We start from the raw sequence: 17022 nt of genomic DNA on the forward strand, positions 1-17022 counted from the left end.
CGAACCAGGAGGGCTTGTGTATTCTGGATTGGAAATTTTAATCTCTTCAATCCCTTGGTAGGAATTCTTTAAGGCATTAACCAAACTTACTTCATACTCTCTATTCCGATGTTCTTCTTGCGATTTTCCTAACAAACTAAACATAAAAATAGCTCCTGCTGTGATGGTTGCGAGTAACAAAATGATTAGTATTCTTGTATGACTTTTTTTAATTCCAGAATTATTCATTTATGCTTTTCTCCTTTTTCTTATTATACAATATTCTAATCATTCTTTACAAAGTAGGGGGTAAAAATCATACTATATACTGAAAATTAGATTTCTAATTCTTAAAAAACCAAATCTTTTTTGATTTGGTTTTGAAGGTTTATATTTAATTTTATTTATACCGATTATACTCATCTTTTTTATGTACTACCATATAGCAGGATACCAAGATGACGAAGATTTTAAGCAGGAAGGTTTCGGATCGATCAGTATCTATGGTTATCTGAGACAAGACATTAATGATCGAATGTGTCATAACGCAAATCCAGAGATTCTTAGTTTTGTTATAAAGAGCTGAGAGTATGAAAGAATTCGTCAGCAATCCAAATAAAAACGGTAGAATTTGCAGAGTTGCTAGAGAACCATCAATATAAAAGAACAACAGATGCCAAATCGCCCAGCTGAAAAAGGTTAGGATTGTTGAGTAAAAATATGGCAACTTTTCTTGTAAAATTGGTTGAAAAACATACCGCCATCCAATCTCTTCTATACCTCCAAAGACAATAAATTTGAAGAACATCAAAAATGGGAGATACCAGCTAAATTCTATTATTTTCCCACCAAACATTAGAAAAGAAAAATCAAGGACAATAAGGAAAAAAGATAATAAATAATGTTTGTAACTGGTATGAATGTTAAAAAAATCGTTAACGATCTTCTTAAAAGGAATATGAAAATAGTGATTTGCAACAATGATTCCCCAAAGTGCTGAAGAAATGCCACCTAGAAAGATTCCTAAAATAGATAATAGATTGGAATGAATAGAAAAATGATTCAAGAGAAAGAAAAGGAGGCAAACTGATGCTATTTGGCTAAATGTGCCTAGCAAATATACTGCAATTGCCTTATTTCTTTTCATAGAGAATCCTTTCAATAAAATTTTACGTAAAATAAATTATGTAATAAACTTATAACAACAAATCTTTGACTTTTCCAATTTCACTTTTTGGAATCACTAGGTGAATCATATCACCCAGATACATTCTAGTTGAGCCGTTAACGGTTTGACTTTTGCCATTATGGACTTGGGTGGTGATGAGTACGTTATGTGGCAAGTTTAGTTCGTGAACTTGTTTTCCAGCGATCTTATCTGATACAGGGATTTCAATAAGAGTGACTTCTCCTTCGTCTGTTGCTTCTTCTGGTAGCATTTTTTCTAGCATTGCCTCATAGACTGGTGCTCCCTTGAGCAGATCCATGACGATGTAGGCGACCAAGGTTACTAAGCCCAGTGGCATGAGGTTGCGAATGTCCCCTACCATCTCAGTAACGAGTATCATAGCAGTTAAGGGAGCCTTGGAAATTGCCCCAAAGTAGCCACTCATTCCTAAAATGACAAATATAGGAAACTGCTCCTGACTAACAAGCCCAATATTCACACAAATGACACCAACTAGGGCACCGAGTAAGGAACCAAGCGCCAAAATTGGTAGGAAAATTCCTCCTGGGAGGCCACTTCCATAACTAATCATACTCCAAACAAAGCGGATCAAAAAGTAAGCTAATAAAACTTGAAAACTAAAATCTTGCTCAGTTAGGGAAAGAACAAGCTGATTTCCACCACCAAGGATTTGTGGCAAGAAAATCCCGACTGGTATGATGAGGATAAAGGCTAGGATTGGATAATAAGCTCTATCTAAATGGATTTTTTGACTAATCCAGTCATAAATTCGACCAACATTGAGTACAGCTTTCTCATAGAGAAAACCAGAAAACCCGAGAAAAACTCCCATAAGGAGGTATATCCAATACTGGTCTAGGGTCATGAGAGGAATGTTATCTGGCATATCCAGTACAGGTGTTAGCCCAAATATGAGCAGAGAAACAAAGTTTGCTACGAGACTAGCTGCTAGTGTTGAGACCCAGAAAAAGCGTGAAAAATGATGATAGACTTCTTCTACAACAAAGAGGAGGCCTGCAATCGGTGCATTAAAGGCAGCGGCTAAACCTGCAGCAGCTCCACTGGCGATCAGGGAACGTTCCTCTACTGGGCTAGATTTGAGCCACTTGGCTATACCTTTACCACCAACTGCTCCAAGTTGAATACTTGGTCCTTCTCGACCTAGCATAAGGCCACTGGCAATAGCAAGAATCCCTAATACATATTTCTTCCAGAGGACACTCCACCAGTTAAGAGACATGAGTCCTTTTAGTTCGGCTTCGACTTGAGGAATTCCTGAACCCTTGATATCTTTTTCTGACCGAGTTAGTTTCGCACTAAGCCAGCAAACGAATACATAAAATAGGCCAATAATAAAAAGATTGCGCACTAGGTACGCTTGATCTTGATAGAGTCCTTGTATCAGATGGAAACCCTTTTCGATTAAGAAACGAAAGGATCCGACGATGAGCCCGACGACGAGACCAACAATGATTCCTCGTCCAACTTGGGATAATATGGTGCTTGAGGCAAAGGCAAATTCTTTCTTGGAACTGAGTGTTTCTGACTGTTCCTCCATAATCATTTCCTCTTACTTGTCTTTCTTAGTTGAAACCAGTGTTTTGACTGGTTCAAAACTGGTTCGGTGAATTGGGGTGACACCTAGTTTTTCAAGCCCTTCTAGATGTTTAGCTGTTCCATAGCCTGCATTAGTCGTGAAATCATAGCCAGGATATTGCTGATCATATTCCTTCATCAATTCATCCCGTGTCACCTTGGCCACTATAGATGCAGCTGCGATGGAGAGGGAGTTGGCATCTCCTTTGATAATGGAGGTTTGTGAAATTGGTAACTCCAGTTTCATGGCGTCTATCAAGAGGTGCTCAGGTTGCGGACTGAGCTGGGAGATTGCTTCTTTCATGGCTAGTTTGGTTGCTTCATAGATATTGACTTGGTCAATGACTTGATTATCCATGACTCCAATGCCGATTGCTAAGGCTTGGTCTTGAACGGCTTGATAAATTTCCAGATGTTTCTTTTTAGGGATTTTTTTGCTATCGTTGAGGCCTTTAATCTTACAATTTTTGGGCAAGATAACCGCTGCAGCGACTACAGGTCCAGCCAGAGGACCGCGGCCGACCTCATCAACACCTGCTATTAAGGCCACTCCTTGCTTGTAAAGCTCTTTTTCATAGGAAAGCATGGATTCCAAACGAAGGTCTTCATCCAGTTCAGCCTGAATGGCTTTTTTACGCTTGTTGATTTCCTTTTGAACTCCAGAACGACTATCCTTTTCCAGTTCAAGAAAAAGGGGATTGTCTAAGTCTTTGACAGTAGCAAGAAGTTCTTTAATTTCTTTAATCGTCGTCATCGATATCGTCCAATGTATCTAAGGTGTAGTTACCGAGTTTCCCATCACGGACTTCCTTGACGAAGAGGCTGTAAAAGCGGTCGTAGTCGTCTCGGAAACCAAGGGCACGAGTCATATCCATGATGATAACAGGTGCTTCTTCTTCTATCTTCATTTGTTTGAAGCGTTCAGCTAGCTTTTCTGGATAATGTTTTTTGAAATAATTGAGACCAAAAATGGTCACTTCATCCATTGGGAGTAGTTGATCTTTAATTGCTCCAGTCAAGGCTAGTTTTAGAGCGACAGTTTCATCTTCGAACTTAGGCCAGAGAATTCCTGGTGTGTCTAATATTTCAAGGTCTTTGTTGGTTTTGAGCCACTGTTGCCCCTTGGTAACACCTGGTTTATTGCCGACAACCGCAATCTTTTTCCCAGCCAAACGGTTCATGAGAGTTGACTTACCAGCATTTGGAATTCCGATAATCATGGTCCGCAAGGTTTCGATCTTGATACCGCGTTCTTTCTGGCGTGCAATCTTATCAGCCATGAGCTTTTTAGCAGCATCCGTCACAACTTTTACAGTTACTTGCTCTTTGGAGTTGATAGCCAGAGTTTGGATTCCCTGTGATTCAAAATACTGACGCCATTCTTTGGTCATTGCGGGGTCAGCAAGATCTGCCTTATTCAAAATCAAAAGCTTTGGTTTATCACCTACAATCTTGGTTAACATAGGATTTTGACTAGATAAAGGTAGCCGAGCATCCACCAAAATCGTCACAAAATCAACAAACTTTAAATTCTCCTGAACTTGCCGCCGAGCCTTAGACATGTGGCCCGGAAACCATTGAATAGTAGCCATAATATTTTCCCCTTCCGACTAAAAAAAACGTAGTAAAAACGTTTTCTTTCTTACTACCTATTCTATCATAAATGAGGAACTTTTGCACAGGCTTTGACCATAATAAATGACAAATAGTATAGGTCCGACACATCCTTGATGCCAGTCTGAATTTACTTGACTTTTTTTGCCAATAGGTATATACTTAGTATATACTAATTCGTGGAGGTAGAGCAATGAATACAGTAAAGACTCGGAAGGTTGGGAATTCTCTCACTGTAACCATTCCTAAAAATTTAGGTATGACAGAAGGTCAAGAAATGGTTGTCTACAAAGGGATTGACGGAGTCATTGTCTTAGCTCCAAAATTAAAAGATCCCTTTGATGGGATTGCTGATTTGAGAATGACAAACGATTTTGAAGGGGTAAGGTCACTTGATAGCGAAATCTGATTATATTCCTGAAAAACAGGATATCATTTGGCTGGACTTTGATCCATCAGTCGGTCGGGAGATTCAGAAAAGGCGACCTGCCTTGGTAGTTTCTAGGAGAGAATATGCCTTGCAAACTGGTTTTGTAGCTGTCTGTCCTATCACTCACGGCCAACGTCGTTTGGCAGAAAAAGGCTTGCTCGTTCCTGTCTCGTCGGACAAGGTAGATGGCGCTGTCAATCCATTTCAACTGTATACCTTCGATTTTCGGATGCGTAATGCTCAAAAAATAACAAGAATGGACACACAATGTTTTCAGAAAGTCGTCCAACTTTACCAGTACATCTTTGGAGATACTTAAATCCTACCATGCATAGACAAGGTAGGAATTTTTCTATATGAGTAACCTATCTAAAAACGAATGAAGACAATTGAGGAGAATCCCTCTAGTCCAACTTTCTTGTGCAGATGATAGATGTTCTGCCTGAAGGCATTCTTTTAGAAAATCGCGGACTTGTTCTGGTGCAATTTCAAACTCAAAGGCCTTCATCTTGTAGAAAAAATCGATGAGATGCTCAGATATGTATTCATCTGAAAAGCGTACTTCTCCACTTTTTCGATATTCTAATAGGAGCCGAGAAAATCTAGCTTTTTCATCAGGCAAATCCCGAAAATAGGAATTAAGAAGCCAAGTCTGCTTCTGCTTTCGTTCAATCGGATCTTGATTTGCAATCCGCTGATCCTTTTCCAGCTCCTTTTGGTTTTGTTTAGCCTTGATAGCCCGTTCGTCTCTATTTTTTCCAAAGAGAATTTTCTCCCATTTTCGTTCTTCTTGGGTCAAGGTTTCTGTAAAATCAAAGTAATCTTGATAGGCTCGTTCTGCAGGCCCCATAGCAAGAATGAGGTTGTCAGCGTATTGCTTGGCGATTTTATCTCTCTTCTTGCGTTCTTTCTCTGCCTGAATCCGTAAATGCTGCTCGTAGTCGATTTTCTCCTTGCCTAGTTTGACAAGGTAGAGTTGGTCATCGGTCTTACCAAGTAAAAAAGGTTTGATACACTTTTCCAGCACTTCTTCCATACGAGCCTTCTTCTTTGGATCTGCCTTGGTCCAACTTCCGCCCTGAAAGACCTCTAGGAAGAGCTGATAGTCTCTCTCAGGCGCGAATTGATTGCCACGATTAGCTTTGAAAACACCTTTTTCCCAAAACCATTTTAGAAGTCGTTCGTCAAAGTCGCTTTTATTAACCTTGATTTTTTCCTTTTTCTTGACTTTTCTAGTCAGATTTTCAAGCTTTCTGAAAAGTTTTTCTTCCTCTTCTAGTTGCTGGTCGAGGCTAATCCGATGAAAATGGCGAACACAATCGCTACCGATAGGAAAGAGACGCTGAGCTGTGACAGTATTAAAGAGTTCGTAAGAGTATTTAATGGCATTTCCGCAGATACAATTACTACGCCCAATACCATTAAAAATCAAGGAAACTTCATTCCATTCCTTGGTAGCTTGATCCCAAGTATCAGCTTTTGAAGCTTGTAAAACTGCATCGTGCAGGGATTTTCTAACTGGAAGTGTCATGAGGTCTCCTTTCTAGTTTATACTTTTACAACTTGAACCTCGTCTTTACCGAGTAAAATCAAGTATTTTTCTATGTTTTCAATCAAATACGCTCGTGATAAAGCCTCTCCATATAGGGCTAACTGACCACGGTAGCGGTCTATGAGTTGACTTGGTTGATCGTAACGGTCTGTCTTATAGTCGAAAAGAATAATTCTGTCCTCGTAAAGTAGATAGCCGTCCAAGATTCCACGAACAACAAAGTCTTCCTGACTCTTTTGGTCCCGCTTGAGCATAGAGAAAGGTTGCTCGCGGTAGAGATGGTCAGTGTTGGTAAGAATCTCCTGACCAAGTGGTGTTTCAAAGAAGGCGAGAATTTTAGAAAGATTGATCTTGTCTCTAACAGCTGGACTAGTCTGAACTTGTTTGAGAGTTTCTGTCAGGCTAGCAAGTGTTGGTTGCTGACTAAGGTCAATTCTCTGCATGAGTTCGTGAGTGGCACTACCAATCTCAGCTCCAGTTACTTTTTCTTTAGTTGAAAAATCAGGTAAATCAAAGCTGATTTTCTTCTCTGTTGATTGAGTTTGGTTAGTAATTTCTACCCCTTCCATATCCATAACGGGTTCGTAGAATTTCTTGATTTGGCTTGGGGTTTGAACGCTAGGAAGCTCAATGGCTGCACGGTGAAGAGTATTATAAACTTCCACCTCTTTCAGCATTTCCAAAGCTTCTTTGATAGTTTCTGACTGGCGATTGTCTGCTTGAGAGCTATCTTGGAGAGGGCTCTTGTTTTCCAATTCTCCGATAGCTTCTCTAGTCAACTGGTCTTCACCAACAAAACGATAGCTAAAGTTGAGATTGTCCTTGGCAAATACTTTGCTGATAGCCCAGATCCAATCTTGGAAATTTCTTGCTTGCAGTCTGGTATTGCTATCTAATTTTCCGCTCTCAGCTGATGGATATTCCTTGGCTTCTAGCTTTTCACGAGAACCCTTGCCGACAAGATAGAGCTTTTTCTCAGCTCTCGTCATGGCAACATACAGCAAACGCATCTGCTCTGAATAGCTAGCCAATTGTAATTCTTCTTCATTCTGCGTATAAGTTAGACTGGGAATGGAAAGTTTGATGGTTTTAGGATAGTGTGCTTCCACTGCTCCTGTTTCCACCTTGGCAATGTATTTGACACCAAGCCCATTTTTACGGCTGAGAATGACGTCTGACATCGAGTCTTGCTTGTTGAAGTCCTGATCCATATTGAGGATAAAGACATAAGGAAACTCCAATCCTTTGCTTTTGTGAATGGTCATGAGTTCAACAGCATCCTTGGGTGGTGCGACAGCCACGCTCGCAAGATCGTGCTGGGCTTCTAGGACTTGGTCAATCATACGTATAAAACGCGACAAGCCCTTGAAATTACTCTTTTCAAACTGGTCAGATCGTAGAGCTAGGGCATAGAGATTAGCCTGTCTAGCAGGTCCGTTTGGCAAAGCTCCAACATAGTCATAGTAAAAACGGTCGTTGTAAATCTTCCAAATCAAGTCATAGAGGGAGTGTGTTTTGGCATATAAGCGCCAAGAATCCAAAATATCCAAGAATTGATTGAGTTTTTCAGCTAGAGCTGTATAAATCAAGTTTTTCTTACTTGTTGCCTGTTTTTGAGCATTGACCAGTTTCTCATAGAGATTTTCTTGGACCTTATCTTCTACTTTCTGAAGGGATAAGCGTGCCAACTCGTCCTCGTCAAAACCAAACATAGGAGACTTCATAAGTGCTACCAAGGCATAGTCTTGCAGGGGATTGTGAATGACGCGCAGGGTGTCCAGCATGACTTGTACTTCTAGGGATTGGAGATAATTGTTTTGCTCACCGTCGGTTTTAACTGGAATTCCGTACTCAGACAGGGCGAGGAGAATCTGGTCATTTCGACTGCGGCTAGAGGTCAAAAGGGCAATTTTTCTGAAGGCAACACCTTTTTCCTGATGAAGCTTCAGGATTTCCTTGATGACTAAGCGCATTTCACCAGTGAGTTTCGTTTCTGCTTGGCTCTCTTCCTCCTCTTGCCCACTATCGTCCTTATCGTAGAGGAGAAATTCTGCCTTGTTGTCTGGATTAGGAGTCAGTTTGGTATTGGCAAAAACAAGCTGGTGCATGCTGTCATAGTTGATCTCTCCGACCTCTTGGTCCATAAGGCGTCCAAAAACATCATTGGTTACTGATAGCACTTCTGAACTACTACGGAAATTTTCCTTGAGGAGAATCAACTTGCCTTCTTGAGGATTTTGCGCATAGCGTTGGAATTTCTCATTGAAAATCTGCGGGTCTGCCTGACGGAAACGGTAGATGGACTGCTTGATATCTCCCACCATAAAGCGATTGTGATCATTCGACAGCAATTCCAGCATCCGTTCTTGAATATGGTTGGTATCCTGATACTCATCGACCATGACTTCGTGGAATCGTTCCTGATAAGCCTCGCGGACTTGTGGGAAATTCTCTAAAATTTCAATGGTGAAATGACTGATATCAGCGAATTCAAAGGCATTTTCCTGGCGTTTACGTTCACGATAAGCCTCCACAAAATCGCTCATAAAGGTTTGGAAGGTTTTAGCCAGATCCCAGGTATCTTCATGATAACGCTCTTGATAGTCGAGAATGGTTATCTGATCCGCCAGTTGTCCTAGTTTAGCAAACTGGGCCTTTCTCTCATCGTTATAGGCATCAGCCAGTGGTTTTAAATCGGCCTTACGACTGGAGTTAGTCAGAGCCCGACCATTTTTCTCTTTAGAGATGGCGACAACACGAGCAAGCACTGCTTGATAAGCCTGACAATCGGACTCTTGATTTAAGAAGCCAATTTGATCCAGAACCTGTTGAACAGCTTCTAAATAGGCAGCTTTTGGAAACTCCTTGGCATCGTTATCCAGATGATAACGGAAGAAACTTTCCAAGTCCCAAAGCGCCTGCTTGATTTGCTCAGTTAGTTTGTCTTTTTCATTTGCAAAGTCAGCTTTTTCAAACCCTTTGAGGAAAGACTCGTTCAGCCATTTTTGGGGACTGCTGGTAGATTGAAGGAAATCATAGATTTTGTAGACTTGCTGGCGCAGACCTCGTTCATCCTTGCCTCGCCCAGCAAAGTTCTTCACTAAACGACTAAAGTTCTCTTTATTTTCACCTTGGTAATGGTCTTCAAAAACCTGATGAAAAACTTCGTTCTTTAAGAGTAACTGTTCACTTTCATTTTGCAAAATACGGAAGTTCGGTGCGATATCAATCAGATAACCATGCTTGCCAAGGAATTTTTGTGTGAAAGAGTCCATGGTTCCAATGGCAGCGTTTGGCAGATCTGCCAACTGACGTCCCAAGTGTTGTTTGAGATCAACATCATCGGTTTCTTGGATTTGTTGGCTGATTTTTTTCTCCAAACGTTCCTTGAGTTCGCTAGCAGCCTTAACGGTAAAGGTCGAGATAAAGAGTTGACTGATTTCTACACCACGCGCCAATTGATCAAGAATGCGCTCTGCCATGACAAAGGTCTTCCCTGAACCAGCAGACGCTGAAACAAGGATATTTTGCCCTGCGGTATAAATGGCTTCGATTTGCTCGGCAGTTTTCTTTTGTTCCTTGTTCGAACTCGCTTCTGCTTCTTGCAGTTTTTGAATCTCTTCCTCAGTTAAAAAGGAAATGGGCTTCATCGATTCAACTCCTCTCTCATTTTCTCAAACCAAGCTTGCTTGAGTTTTTCTCCGACCAGACGCTTGCCGTCAGCTACTTCTAACTTTTCTAGGAAACGGGCTTGTCCCAAGTGGTAATTGGCTTCAAATCCAGTGATGGCTTGGTGTTGCTGGACATACGGGGCAATACTTCTGCCGTTTTCTGTGTATGGATTAATGGCAAAATGGCCTTCTAAAATCTTCTCAGCTGCCTTCTTGTAAAGATGGGCATTGTAGTCCAATAAGAGCTGGAATTCCTCGTCTGTCAGCTGATTGGCCTTGTTTTTGTTGTAAAATTCGCCCAAATGACTGCTTTCTTTTTCTAAAAAGAGTCCCTGGTATTTCATAGACTTGCTGGCTTCTGCTACTGCTCCAGCCAGACTTTTAACAGCTAATAAAGATTGGACAGGCTCAGCCATTTCCAAGTACATGGCACCGAAAAAGTTCTGCTCCCCTTCTCTTTTTAGGGCAGCAAGATAGGTTGGCAACTGGGAATTAAGCCCATTAAAGAAATGAGGAAACTGGAACTGGGTCAAACTAGACTTATAGTCCACCACTCCTAGTGCTCCATCAGCTTTCAAACGGTCGATTCGGTCAACCTTGCCTCGCACATGGACACTCCGACCATTATCCAATTGAATAAAGGCCTGATCTTTGCCGCCAAATGTTGCTTCCTCTTGAATGGTTTCAATGGCTGGATTATGACGAAGGATGTGCCCAGTAGTCCGCGCAACATCAAGTAGAATTTCCTTGGTAAATTGAGCTTCCAAACTTTCCTGATAAATAGCCTCAAATTCGCGTTCTTGGCTGGTTTCCTTGATAGCTTGCTCCAAACGTTGGTCAAAGGAATTTTCAGCAGGCAGTTTCAAGGCACGTTCAAAAATACGATGCAAGAAATTCCCGTGACTGCGAGCATCAGGACGAAGGCGCAATTCTTCCTGCAAACCTAAGACATAACGGAGGAAATAACTGTATTCATTGCGGTAAAACTCCGTCAAACCAGACGTAGACAGGTAAAACTCCTTGTCAGCTGGATAGAGAGCCTGCAAGGTCTCTTTCTCTAATGGTTTGCTGCTTGGGCTAGTTGGGATAGCTGGATTTGTAAGACCTTTTTGATCAAGTTTTTTCCCCATCACACGCGCCAGAACCTTGACAAAGGTCGCATCTTTTTCATTTTCACTAGAACCTGCCTGCTGATGATAGGCAACTAAGCTAGACAGGAGACTGTGATAAGACCCCATATCATCCTTAGTCAGACTTTTTTGATGAATCTTCTTCTCTATCCGGCTAAATCCCAAACTCACCAGTTCCTGAAGATAGGCCGATTCTTTACTCTCATTTTCATTGAGGAGACTTGGTGCTGACAACACCAACTGTTTGCGAGCAGCATTGACTAATGAAAGCATGGTATAGCGATTTTTCTTGAGATTTTCGCTACTTGCAATCAGTAATTGTGCTCCCTCTTCAGTCGCTTGGTTTAGGCTTTGTCTTTCTTCGTCTGTTAACAGGCTGGTGTTTTGCGCAATTTTTGGTAAATGATCCTGAGTCAGCCCAATGGCATAGACAAAATCAGCCGTTAAGGGCGCAATCAAATCGTAACTCTGCACCAGAACGGTGTCAACAGTTGCTGGAATGGTACGATACTGGGATAAGCTCATTCCAGAATGGAGCAAGGCTAGGAAATCCTCTAAACTAACCTGTGAACCAGCAAAAACCGTCGCAAATTGTTCTAAAACATGGCAGAAAGCCTTCCAAACTTCGGCTTGTCTTTCCTGTTCTAGAGTTTCCATAGTAGCTGTCAATTCTTGCATCTGCTTGCTTAAAGCAGCATTTTTTAGAAAAGTATTCCACTTTTGCAAGAGATTTTCAGTCTTTTGCTTCCGACTGGCAAATAAGGTTTCAAATGGCGCCAAAACGCGCAGACGAAGAGCATTTAAACGCTCTAAATCAAATTTTCCATGATGGGATTTAGTAAATGTCTGCTGAAAAGCTGGCAAGCCATTGATGCCCAGATAGCGGAGATATTGCTCAAAAGCATCAATATCTGCTTGACTAAGGTCGGTATATAAACCTGTTCTAAGAAGATTAATCAAATCCTCCTGACGGAAACGGTAGCGTTTCAAACGTAAAATAGACTCCACATACTGAGTCAAAGGATGATGAGCCATGGATTCACTTCTACCAAGATAGAAAGGAATCTGATACTGGTCAAAAATAGTTTTCAGTGATAACTGGTAAGAAGACACATCCCCCAGCAAAATACGAAAATTCTTGTAACTCAGTTCTGGATGGTCATGTAATTTCTGACGAATGCTACGGGCTACTAATTCCAACTCCTCTTTTTGCGTCAAGCAGGACCAGATTTGCAGATTTTCACGGTCCTTCTCATCGACATCTAAAGTAAGTTCTGAAAAATCATAAGAAGACTCCAGCAAACGAGAGGCCTTGTCAAAACTATCCATTTTCTCATGTGTCTGAGAACGATCTTGAGCAGGTGTTTGGTATTTTGCCCCCAAATGATGAAGAAATTCCACACTGGCTTGGTAGAGATTCCCTTCAGTGAACGGACTGCTATAAGCCTTCTTGCTTGCATAAGCCCCAATAACAATCTCGGCACCTTTTCGATGGAGCAGATCCACTACACGCTCTTCCTCGGCAGAAAAACGGGTAAATCCATCAATAACCAAGGCAATCTGACTAAAATCACTACTTACCTTGCCATTTTCAATAGCCTCAATCAAATGGGACAACTGACTTCCCTGAGCCAACTGGCTTTGATTGAGATAGGCAGTCACTTTCTCAAAAATCAAGAGTAAATCTGCCCGCTTGTCCTCATCACTCAAACTTTCTAAGTCTAAAAAGTTCATCTGAGCAGTCGTCATCTCATGATAAAGTTCAATCAACTGCTGGATAAATTGAGTGTCTTGTTTAATAGCTCCAAAAACTCGTAACCCTTTGGGATCTAGTTCTGCAAGACATTTATAAAAAGCCATCCCAAGACCGATGTCATCAAGACTGGTCTTGGTAGGCAAGTCATTTAAAACCAGGTAACGAGCCATTTGAGCAAAGCGCGTGACGGTAATCGCAAAAGAAGCCTGCTGGGACAAGCATTCCAGCACGGCGCGTTCTTTTTCAAATGAAAGAGAGTTGGGGGCGATGTAGAAGACCCGCTTGCCAGCAGCAACTAGCTCTTCTGCCTCTCTGGTTAAAATATCTGTCAAAGAAGTCCGAATATCAGTATAAAGTAATTTCATCTCTGCCTCGTTTGGTTTATCAAAGTTTCTTACTCTATTATAGCAAAGTTCGCTTCACAGTCCAAATCCAAAATTCTAGTTGACAATCATTTAACTAGCAAATCAATCATACTTCATCATCCATTTTCATATGCTGAAAGATATAGAGGAAAAAGTCTTTGGAAACTTCAAAATGTCCATAACGAAGTCGAGAAGTATAGTCTCTCCATTCAGGATGTTGTCTAGCTATTTCTATGGAGCAATCTTTGACTGGTTGATAATACTCGACATTACGTCTAAAGGGAAAGAATCCTTCGAACTGCTCTACTTGATAGGCCTTGTCGTCTATAATTTTACCTACGGCCACAAAAGCCTGTAACTTATCTTGACCGTTCATATCGTATTTTGGACTATAGTATAAAAGATAGTCACCTTTTTTCATACGATTTAAGGGGCCACCCTTTCCATGACAGACCTGGCAAAAATTTCCTTCAACTCCTCTTAAAACATGGTTCTTCGAAACAACTCCGACCCAATATCTAGGCATTTTTATCCTCCAACTCTACTAACATGCGATTAAAACTTTCTCTATCTTCAGAAAGTTTATCAAAAAATTCTTCATCAACCCCTTCTACTAAAGGTAAAGCTTGATTGACCTTCTCTGCGCCAGACTTCGTCACTGAGACAAGTTTTGCCCGACTATCCTTTGGGTGTTGATCACGCTTAATGTAGTCTTTCTTCTCCAGTAGTCTAACAATCTGGGAAACCGTCATGACATCCATACCAGTGAACCGAGCAATATCAACTTGCGTTATATATTCCTCTCTATTAGACAGAAACAAAAGCGAAGTCAAAACGATAAATTGAGGCAGAGTAAGACCAACTGATTTCAAAACTCTTTTTAAGTTGCTTTCCCACTTGTTGTAGACTTTAATGAACAGAAGACCTGTAGACTCTGTTTCATCATTTTTGTAAATTGAATTAAAGTGATACTTTGACATTTTTTCTCCTAAAATATTAAGTATACATATTATATAAGAATTTATTTTGTTTTTCAAGAAAAGGAAAGTCGAATGTTACAATTCTGTCGGACATTTTATAGTCTATATGCTATAATAATAGCAAAACACCTAGAAAAGGAAGTCTTATGATTAAACTACTAGCCTTGGATATGGACGGAACCCTCCTTAACGAAGCCAAGGAAATCCCACAAGCCCACATTACTGCCATTCACCAAGCCATTGAAAAAGGTGTCAAACTGGTTCTCTGTACAGGTCGCCCGCTTTTCGGTGTCCTTCCCTACTATAAAAAACTAGGACTGGACCTCCAGAATGAGTATGTCATCGTCAATAACGGTTGTTCAACTCACCAGACCAGTGACTGGAATCTAGTTGACTGGCAAGAACTCAGTCCAGCTGACGTTGAATACCTCTATGACTTAGCAGAAAAAAGCGACGTCCAGTTGACTCTTTTTGATGAGAAACATTATTTTGTTCTCGGTGGCAAGCCTAATCAAATCGTTCAAAATGATGCCAAGCTAGTCTTTTCAGACCTGACTGAAATTTCACTAGAGGTCGCGACTAGTGGCAAGTATCGGATGTTCCAAGGCATGTTTTTAGGCACCAAAGAGCAAACAGACGATTTTGAGCAGCGGTTTGCTGAGGAACTCTGCCAACGATTTAGCGGTGTTCGTTCGCAGCCAGTCATTTATGAAGCGATGCCACTTGGAACGACCAAGGCTACTGCTCTTTCTAGACTAGCAGCGATTTTGAAGATCGAGCCCTCAGAAATTATGGCCATGGGCGATGCCAATAACGATATCGAAATGCTTCAGTTTGCAGGACTTGGCATTGCAATGGGAAATGCCAGTGATTATGTCAAATCCCTTGCTAATGACGTTACAGCTAGCAACGAAGAAGACGGCGTCGCGCGTGCCATTGAGAAATATATTTTATAAAAAAGAAAAGCAAATAGACAGAAATTACTGTTATTTGCTTTTTTGTTACTTAACCAAATAGGCAATCAAGGTTATAATCCATAGATGAGCTGGGTAGAAAATATAAAAGAAATATTTACTCCAACTGGTTTCTTTTCCTCGCTGTCCATTATACAAGGCCGTAAAAGGAAATACGGTGATAAAGAGCCAGTCAGAATTGAAAAGCATCATTTCCAGTGTTTGGTGCCAAGTGTCGTAAATTTGGATGGAAGTCACTAACAAGAAGGCCCACAGAAAGGCATATAGGAGATTTCGCAAGCCCTTGCGATTTCGACAAGAGTAACTAATCAAGAGAAATGGTAGCATGGTGATGCCCCCCTCAGTAAAAAGACACCCGAAAATCAAGATCCCAGCAAGCCCAATACGACGCCACAACTTCTCCTTTTTATCCAACTCTTTTCTGGGAAAACCAATCCAAAGCATGGTGACACCGATGGCCAAAGTCAAGAAAATATTATTAGTAACCATTACACCCTTAGAGGCAAACAGAGTATTGAGAAGGCTATTTCCAGCAAACATGATAAGTGCCCAAAACCAGAGGCGGATGAGGTAGTTTTTCAAATTTCGAGTATGGATAAAACCTTCCATAGCTATATAGGCAAACCAAACTCCCACACAACGGGTCAAGGCGTGAAAGATACCTTCCCACAGAGGAGAAACGATTCCGGTAATATGTGGGATATGGTCTAGAACCATTACTGCCGCCATCAGATACTTCAACTGCGTCGCATTCCATTTTTTCATAATAAACCTCTTTCTTTTTGATCTACATAGAGTATAGCATACATTTCCACGTATAATCGTACATCCATCTTACATTTAAAAAGCCTATCTTACATTTTTGTAAGACAGGCGTGAATATTAAATGTTTATTATGAAATTTACCTTCTAGTCCGTAATTCGTTGGTACATTTCGGGTCTTCTATCACGAAACAGTCCCCAGTTGAGGCGTTCACTTGCTCCCTTGTCAAGGTCATAGGTCGCTAACAGAACAGCTTCACCTTGTCTTTCAGCTTTCTCTAGAATAGCTCCTGTTTCATCCGTCACAAAGGACGAACCGTAGAAGTCAAGACTGGAACTCTGTCCGCCATTTTCCTCACTAGGAGTGACTTCCTCCAAACCATAACGATTGGCTGCAATGACTGGGACAATATTCGCTGCTGCGTGGCCTTGCATAGTACGTTGCCAGTGCCCACAACTATCCGTATCTAAGATAGGTTCCGAACCAATAGCTGTAGGGTAAAAGAGTAATTCTGCCCCATTCAACGCAAGACAGCGCGCCGTTTCAGGAAACCATTGATCCCAACAGATGCCAATCCCAATCTTAGCATAGCGAGTATCCCAGACCTTGAAACCAGTGTTACCAGGCGTAAAGTAAAATTTTTCTTGGTAATAATGATCATCTGGTATGTGGGTCTTCCGATAAACACCCAGCACTTCACCATCTGCATCAATGACAGCGATTGAGTTATACAAGACATTGCCATCTTTTTCATAGAAACTGATCGGTAGAACAACCTGTAGTTCCTTAGCAATTACTTTAAAATGCTGAATGGCTGTATTTTCTGTCACCGACTGGGCATACTGATAATAGTAATACTGGCGTTCCTGACAGAAATAGGGACGTTCAAATAATTCAGGCAAGAGAATGATTTGCGCGCCTTGGTCTGCGGATTGGCGAGCTAAACGTTCCGCTGTTTGGATATTTGTTGCCACATCCTTGGCACATTGCATCTGGATCGCTGCAACTCTAACATTTCTCATC

General features: G+C 41.2%; 14 protein-coding genes and 1 pseudogene. 3 read left to right on the forward strand and 12 right to left on the reverse strand.

The window, feature by feature from the left end:
* The 5 genes and pseudogenes from HMPREF2655_RS08515 to ylqF form a co-directional block, all read right to left on the reverse strand.
* Positions 1-228 (reverse strand): annotated as a pseudogene (locus HMPREF2655_RS08515) (hypothetical protein); the annotation flags it as partial.
* Positions 229-379: 151 nt separating this feature from the next.
* On the reverse strand, positions 380-1126 hold the full coding sequence (locus tag HMPREF2655_RS08520; protein WP_070838577.1) for a CPBP family intramembrane glutamic endopeptidase: 747 nt from the start codon (positions 1124-1126) through the stop codon (positions 380-382).
* Between the two features lie 49 nt (positions 1127-1175).
* Positions 1176-2726, reverse strand: a complete 1551-nt coding sequence (locus tag HMPREF2655_RS08525) for a ClC family H(+)/Cl(-) exchange transporter (RefSeq protein ID WP_070838579.1) — start codon at positions 2724-2726, stop codon at positions 1176-1178.
* Positions 2727-2738: 12 nt separating this feature from the next.
* Complete coding sequence (locus HMPREF2655_RS08530; protein ID WP_070838581.1) at positions 2739-3518, reverse strand: ribonuclease HII; 780 nt, start codon at positions 3516-3518, stop codon at positions 2739-2741.
* Complete coding sequence (gene ylqF, locus HMPREF2655_RS08535) at positions 3505-4356, reverse strand: ribosome biogenesis GTPase YlqF (RefSeq protein WP_000201310.1); 852 nt, start codon at positions 4354-4356, stop codon at positions 3505-3507. Before ylqF ends, HMPREF2655_RS08530 begins: the two co-directional genes overlap by 14 nt.
* Before the next feature lie 215 nt (positions 4357-4571).
* Here ylqF and mazE point away from each other — a divergent pair, with 215 nt between their 5' ends.
* The gene (gene mazE / locus HMPREF2655_RS08540) at positions 4572-4787 is read left to right on the forward strand and encodes a type II toxin-antitoxin system PemI/MazE family antitoxin (protein ID WP_001098939.1); all 216 of its coding nucleotides are present in this window, start codon (positions 4572-4574) and stop codon (positions 4785-4787) included.
* Complete coding sequence (locus HMPREF2655_RS08545) at positions 4771-5127, forward strand: type II toxin-antitoxin system PemK/MazF family toxin (RefSeq protein WP_000560800.1); 357 nt, start codon at positions 4771-4773, stop codon at positions 5125-5127. Before mazE ends, HMPREF2655_RS08545 begins: the two co-directional genes overlap by 17 nt.
* A gap of 33 nt (positions 5128-5160) precedes the next feature.
* Here the strand turns inward: HMPREF2655_RS08545 and HMPREF2655_RS08550 are convergent, their stop codons facing one another.
* The 5 genes from HMPREF2655_RS08550 to HMPREF2655_RS08570 all read right to left on the reverse strand — a co-directional run bounded on the left by HMPREF2655_RS08550 (position 5161) and on the right by HMPREF2655_RS08570 (position 14262).
* Positions 5161-6339: a hypothetical protein gene (locus HMPREF2655_RS08550; RefSeq protein WP_070838584.1), complete on the reverse strand. Its 1179-nt coding sequence runs from the start codon at positions 6337-6339 to the stop codon at positions 5161-5163.
* A 17-nt stretch (positions 6340-6356) separates the two neighbouring features.
* Positions 6357-10010: a helicase-exonuclease AddAB subunit AddA gene (addA, locus tag HMPREF2655_RS08555; protein ID WP_070838586.1), complete on the reverse strand. Its 3654-nt coding sequence runs from the start codon at positions 10008-10010 to the stop codon at positions 6357-6359.
* Complete coding sequence (rexB, locus tag HMPREF2655_RS08560) at positions 10007-13282, reverse strand: ATP-dependent nuclease subunit B (RefSeq protein ID WP_070838588.1); 3276 nt, start codon at positions 13280-13282, stop codon at positions 10007-10009. Before rexB ends, addA begins: the two co-directional genes overlap by 4 nt.
* 106 nt (positions 13283-13388) lie before the next feature.
* Complete coding sequence (locus HMPREF2655_RS08565) at positions 13389-13808, reverse strand: EVE domain-containing protein (RefSeq protein ID WP_001138495.1); 420 nt, start codon at positions 13806-13808, stop codon at positions 13389-13391.
* Positions 13801-14262: a MarR family winged helix-turn-helix transcriptional regulator gene (locus tag HMPREF2655_RS08570; protein ID WP_000049664.1), complete on the reverse strand. Its 462-nt coding sequence runs from the start codon at positions 14260-14262 to the stop codon at positions 13801-13803. Before HMPREF2655_RS08570 ends, HMPREF2655_RS08565 begins: the two co-directional genes overlap by 8 nt.
* A 146-nt stretch (positions 14263-14408) precedes the next feature.
* Between HMPREF2655_RS08570 and HMPREF2655_RS08575 the strand changes: the two genes are divergently transcribed.
* Positions 14409-15218 (forward strand): Cof-type HAD-IIB family hydrolase, encoded by an 810-nt coding sequence (locus HMPREF2655_RS08575; RefSeq protein ID WP_070838590.1) that lies wholly within the window; start codon positions 14409-14411, stop codon positions 15216-15218.
* Between the two features lie 45 nt (positions 15219-15263).
* Here HMPREF2655_RS08575 and HMPREF2655_RS08580 read toward each other — a convergent pair whose 3' ends face one another.
* A complete protein-coding gene (locus HMPREF2655_RS08580) occupies positions 15264-16001 on the reverse strand; it encodes a TraX family protein (RefSeq protein WP_070838592.1) in 738 nt (245 codons plus the stop codon).
* Positions 16002-16145: 144 nt separating this feature from the next.
* Entirely contained in the window at positions 16146-17021 is an 876-nt protein-coding gene (gene aguB, locus HMPREF2655_RS08585) for an N-carbamoylputrescine amidase (RefSeq protein ID WP_070838594.1), read from the reverse strand.
* Position 17022 lies beyond the last annotated feature (1 nt).

The organism is Streptococcus sp. HMSC066F01 (assembly GCF_001837335.1).
GTDB classification, from domain to species: domain Bacteria; phylum Bacillota; class Bacilli; order Lactobacillales; family Streptococcaceae; genus Streptococcus; species Streptococcus oralis_S.

Bases quoted from the DNA above. Each gene is read 5' to 3' on its own strand.
- HMPREF2655_RS08520 (WP_070838577.1), bottom strand. From the start codon at position 1,126: ATGAAAAGAAATAAGGCAATTGCAGTATATTTGCTAGGCACATTTAGC.
- HMPREF2655_RS08525 (WP_070838579.1), bottom strand. From the start codon at position 2,726: ATGGAGGAACAGTCAGAAACACTCAGTTCCAAGAAAGAATTTGCCTTT.
- HMPREF2655_RS08530 (WP_070838581.1), bottom strand. From the start codon at position 3,518: ATGACGACGATTAAAGAAATTAAAGAACTTCTTGCTACTGTCAAAGAC.
- ylqF (WP_000201310.1), bottom strand. From the start codon at position 4,356: ATGGCTACTATTCAATGGTTTCCGGGCCACATGTCTAAGGCTCGGCGG.
- mazE (WP_001098939.1), top strand. From the start codon at position 4,572: ATGAATACAGTAAAGACTCGGAAGGTTGGGAATTCTCTCACTGTAACC.
- HMPREF2655_RS08550 (WP_070838584.1), bottom strand. From the start codon at position 6,339: ATGACACTTCCAGTTAGAAAATCCCTGCACGATGCAGTTTTACAAGCT.
- addA (WP_070838586.1), bottom strand. From the start codon at position 10,010: ATGAAGCCCATTTCCTTTTTAACTGAGGAAGAGATTCAAAAACTGCAA.
- rexB (WP_070838588.1), bottom strand. From the start codon at position 13,282: ATGAAATTACTTTATACTGATATTCGGACTTCTTTGACAGATATTTTA.
- HMPREF2655_RS08565 (WP_001138495.1), bottom strand. From the start codon at position 13,808: ATGCCTAGATATTGGGTCGGAGTTGTTTCGAAGAACCATGTTTTAAGA.
- HMPREF2655_RS08570 (WP_000049664.1), bottom strand. From the start codon at position 14,262: ATGTCAAAGTATCACTTTAATTCAATTTACAAAAATGATGAAACAGAG.
- HMPREF2655_RS08575 (WP_070838590.1), top strand. From the start codon at position 14,409: ATGATTAAACTACTAGCCTTGGATATGGACGGAACCCTCCTTAACGAA.
- HMPREF2655_RS08580 (WP_070838592.1), bottom strand. From the start codon at position 16,001: ATGAAAAAATGGAATGCGACGCAGTTGAAGTATCTGATGGCGGCAGTA.
- aguB (WP_070838594.1), bottom strand. From the start codon at position 17,021: ATGAGAAATGTTAGAGTTGCAGCGATCCAGATGCAATGTGCCAAGGAT.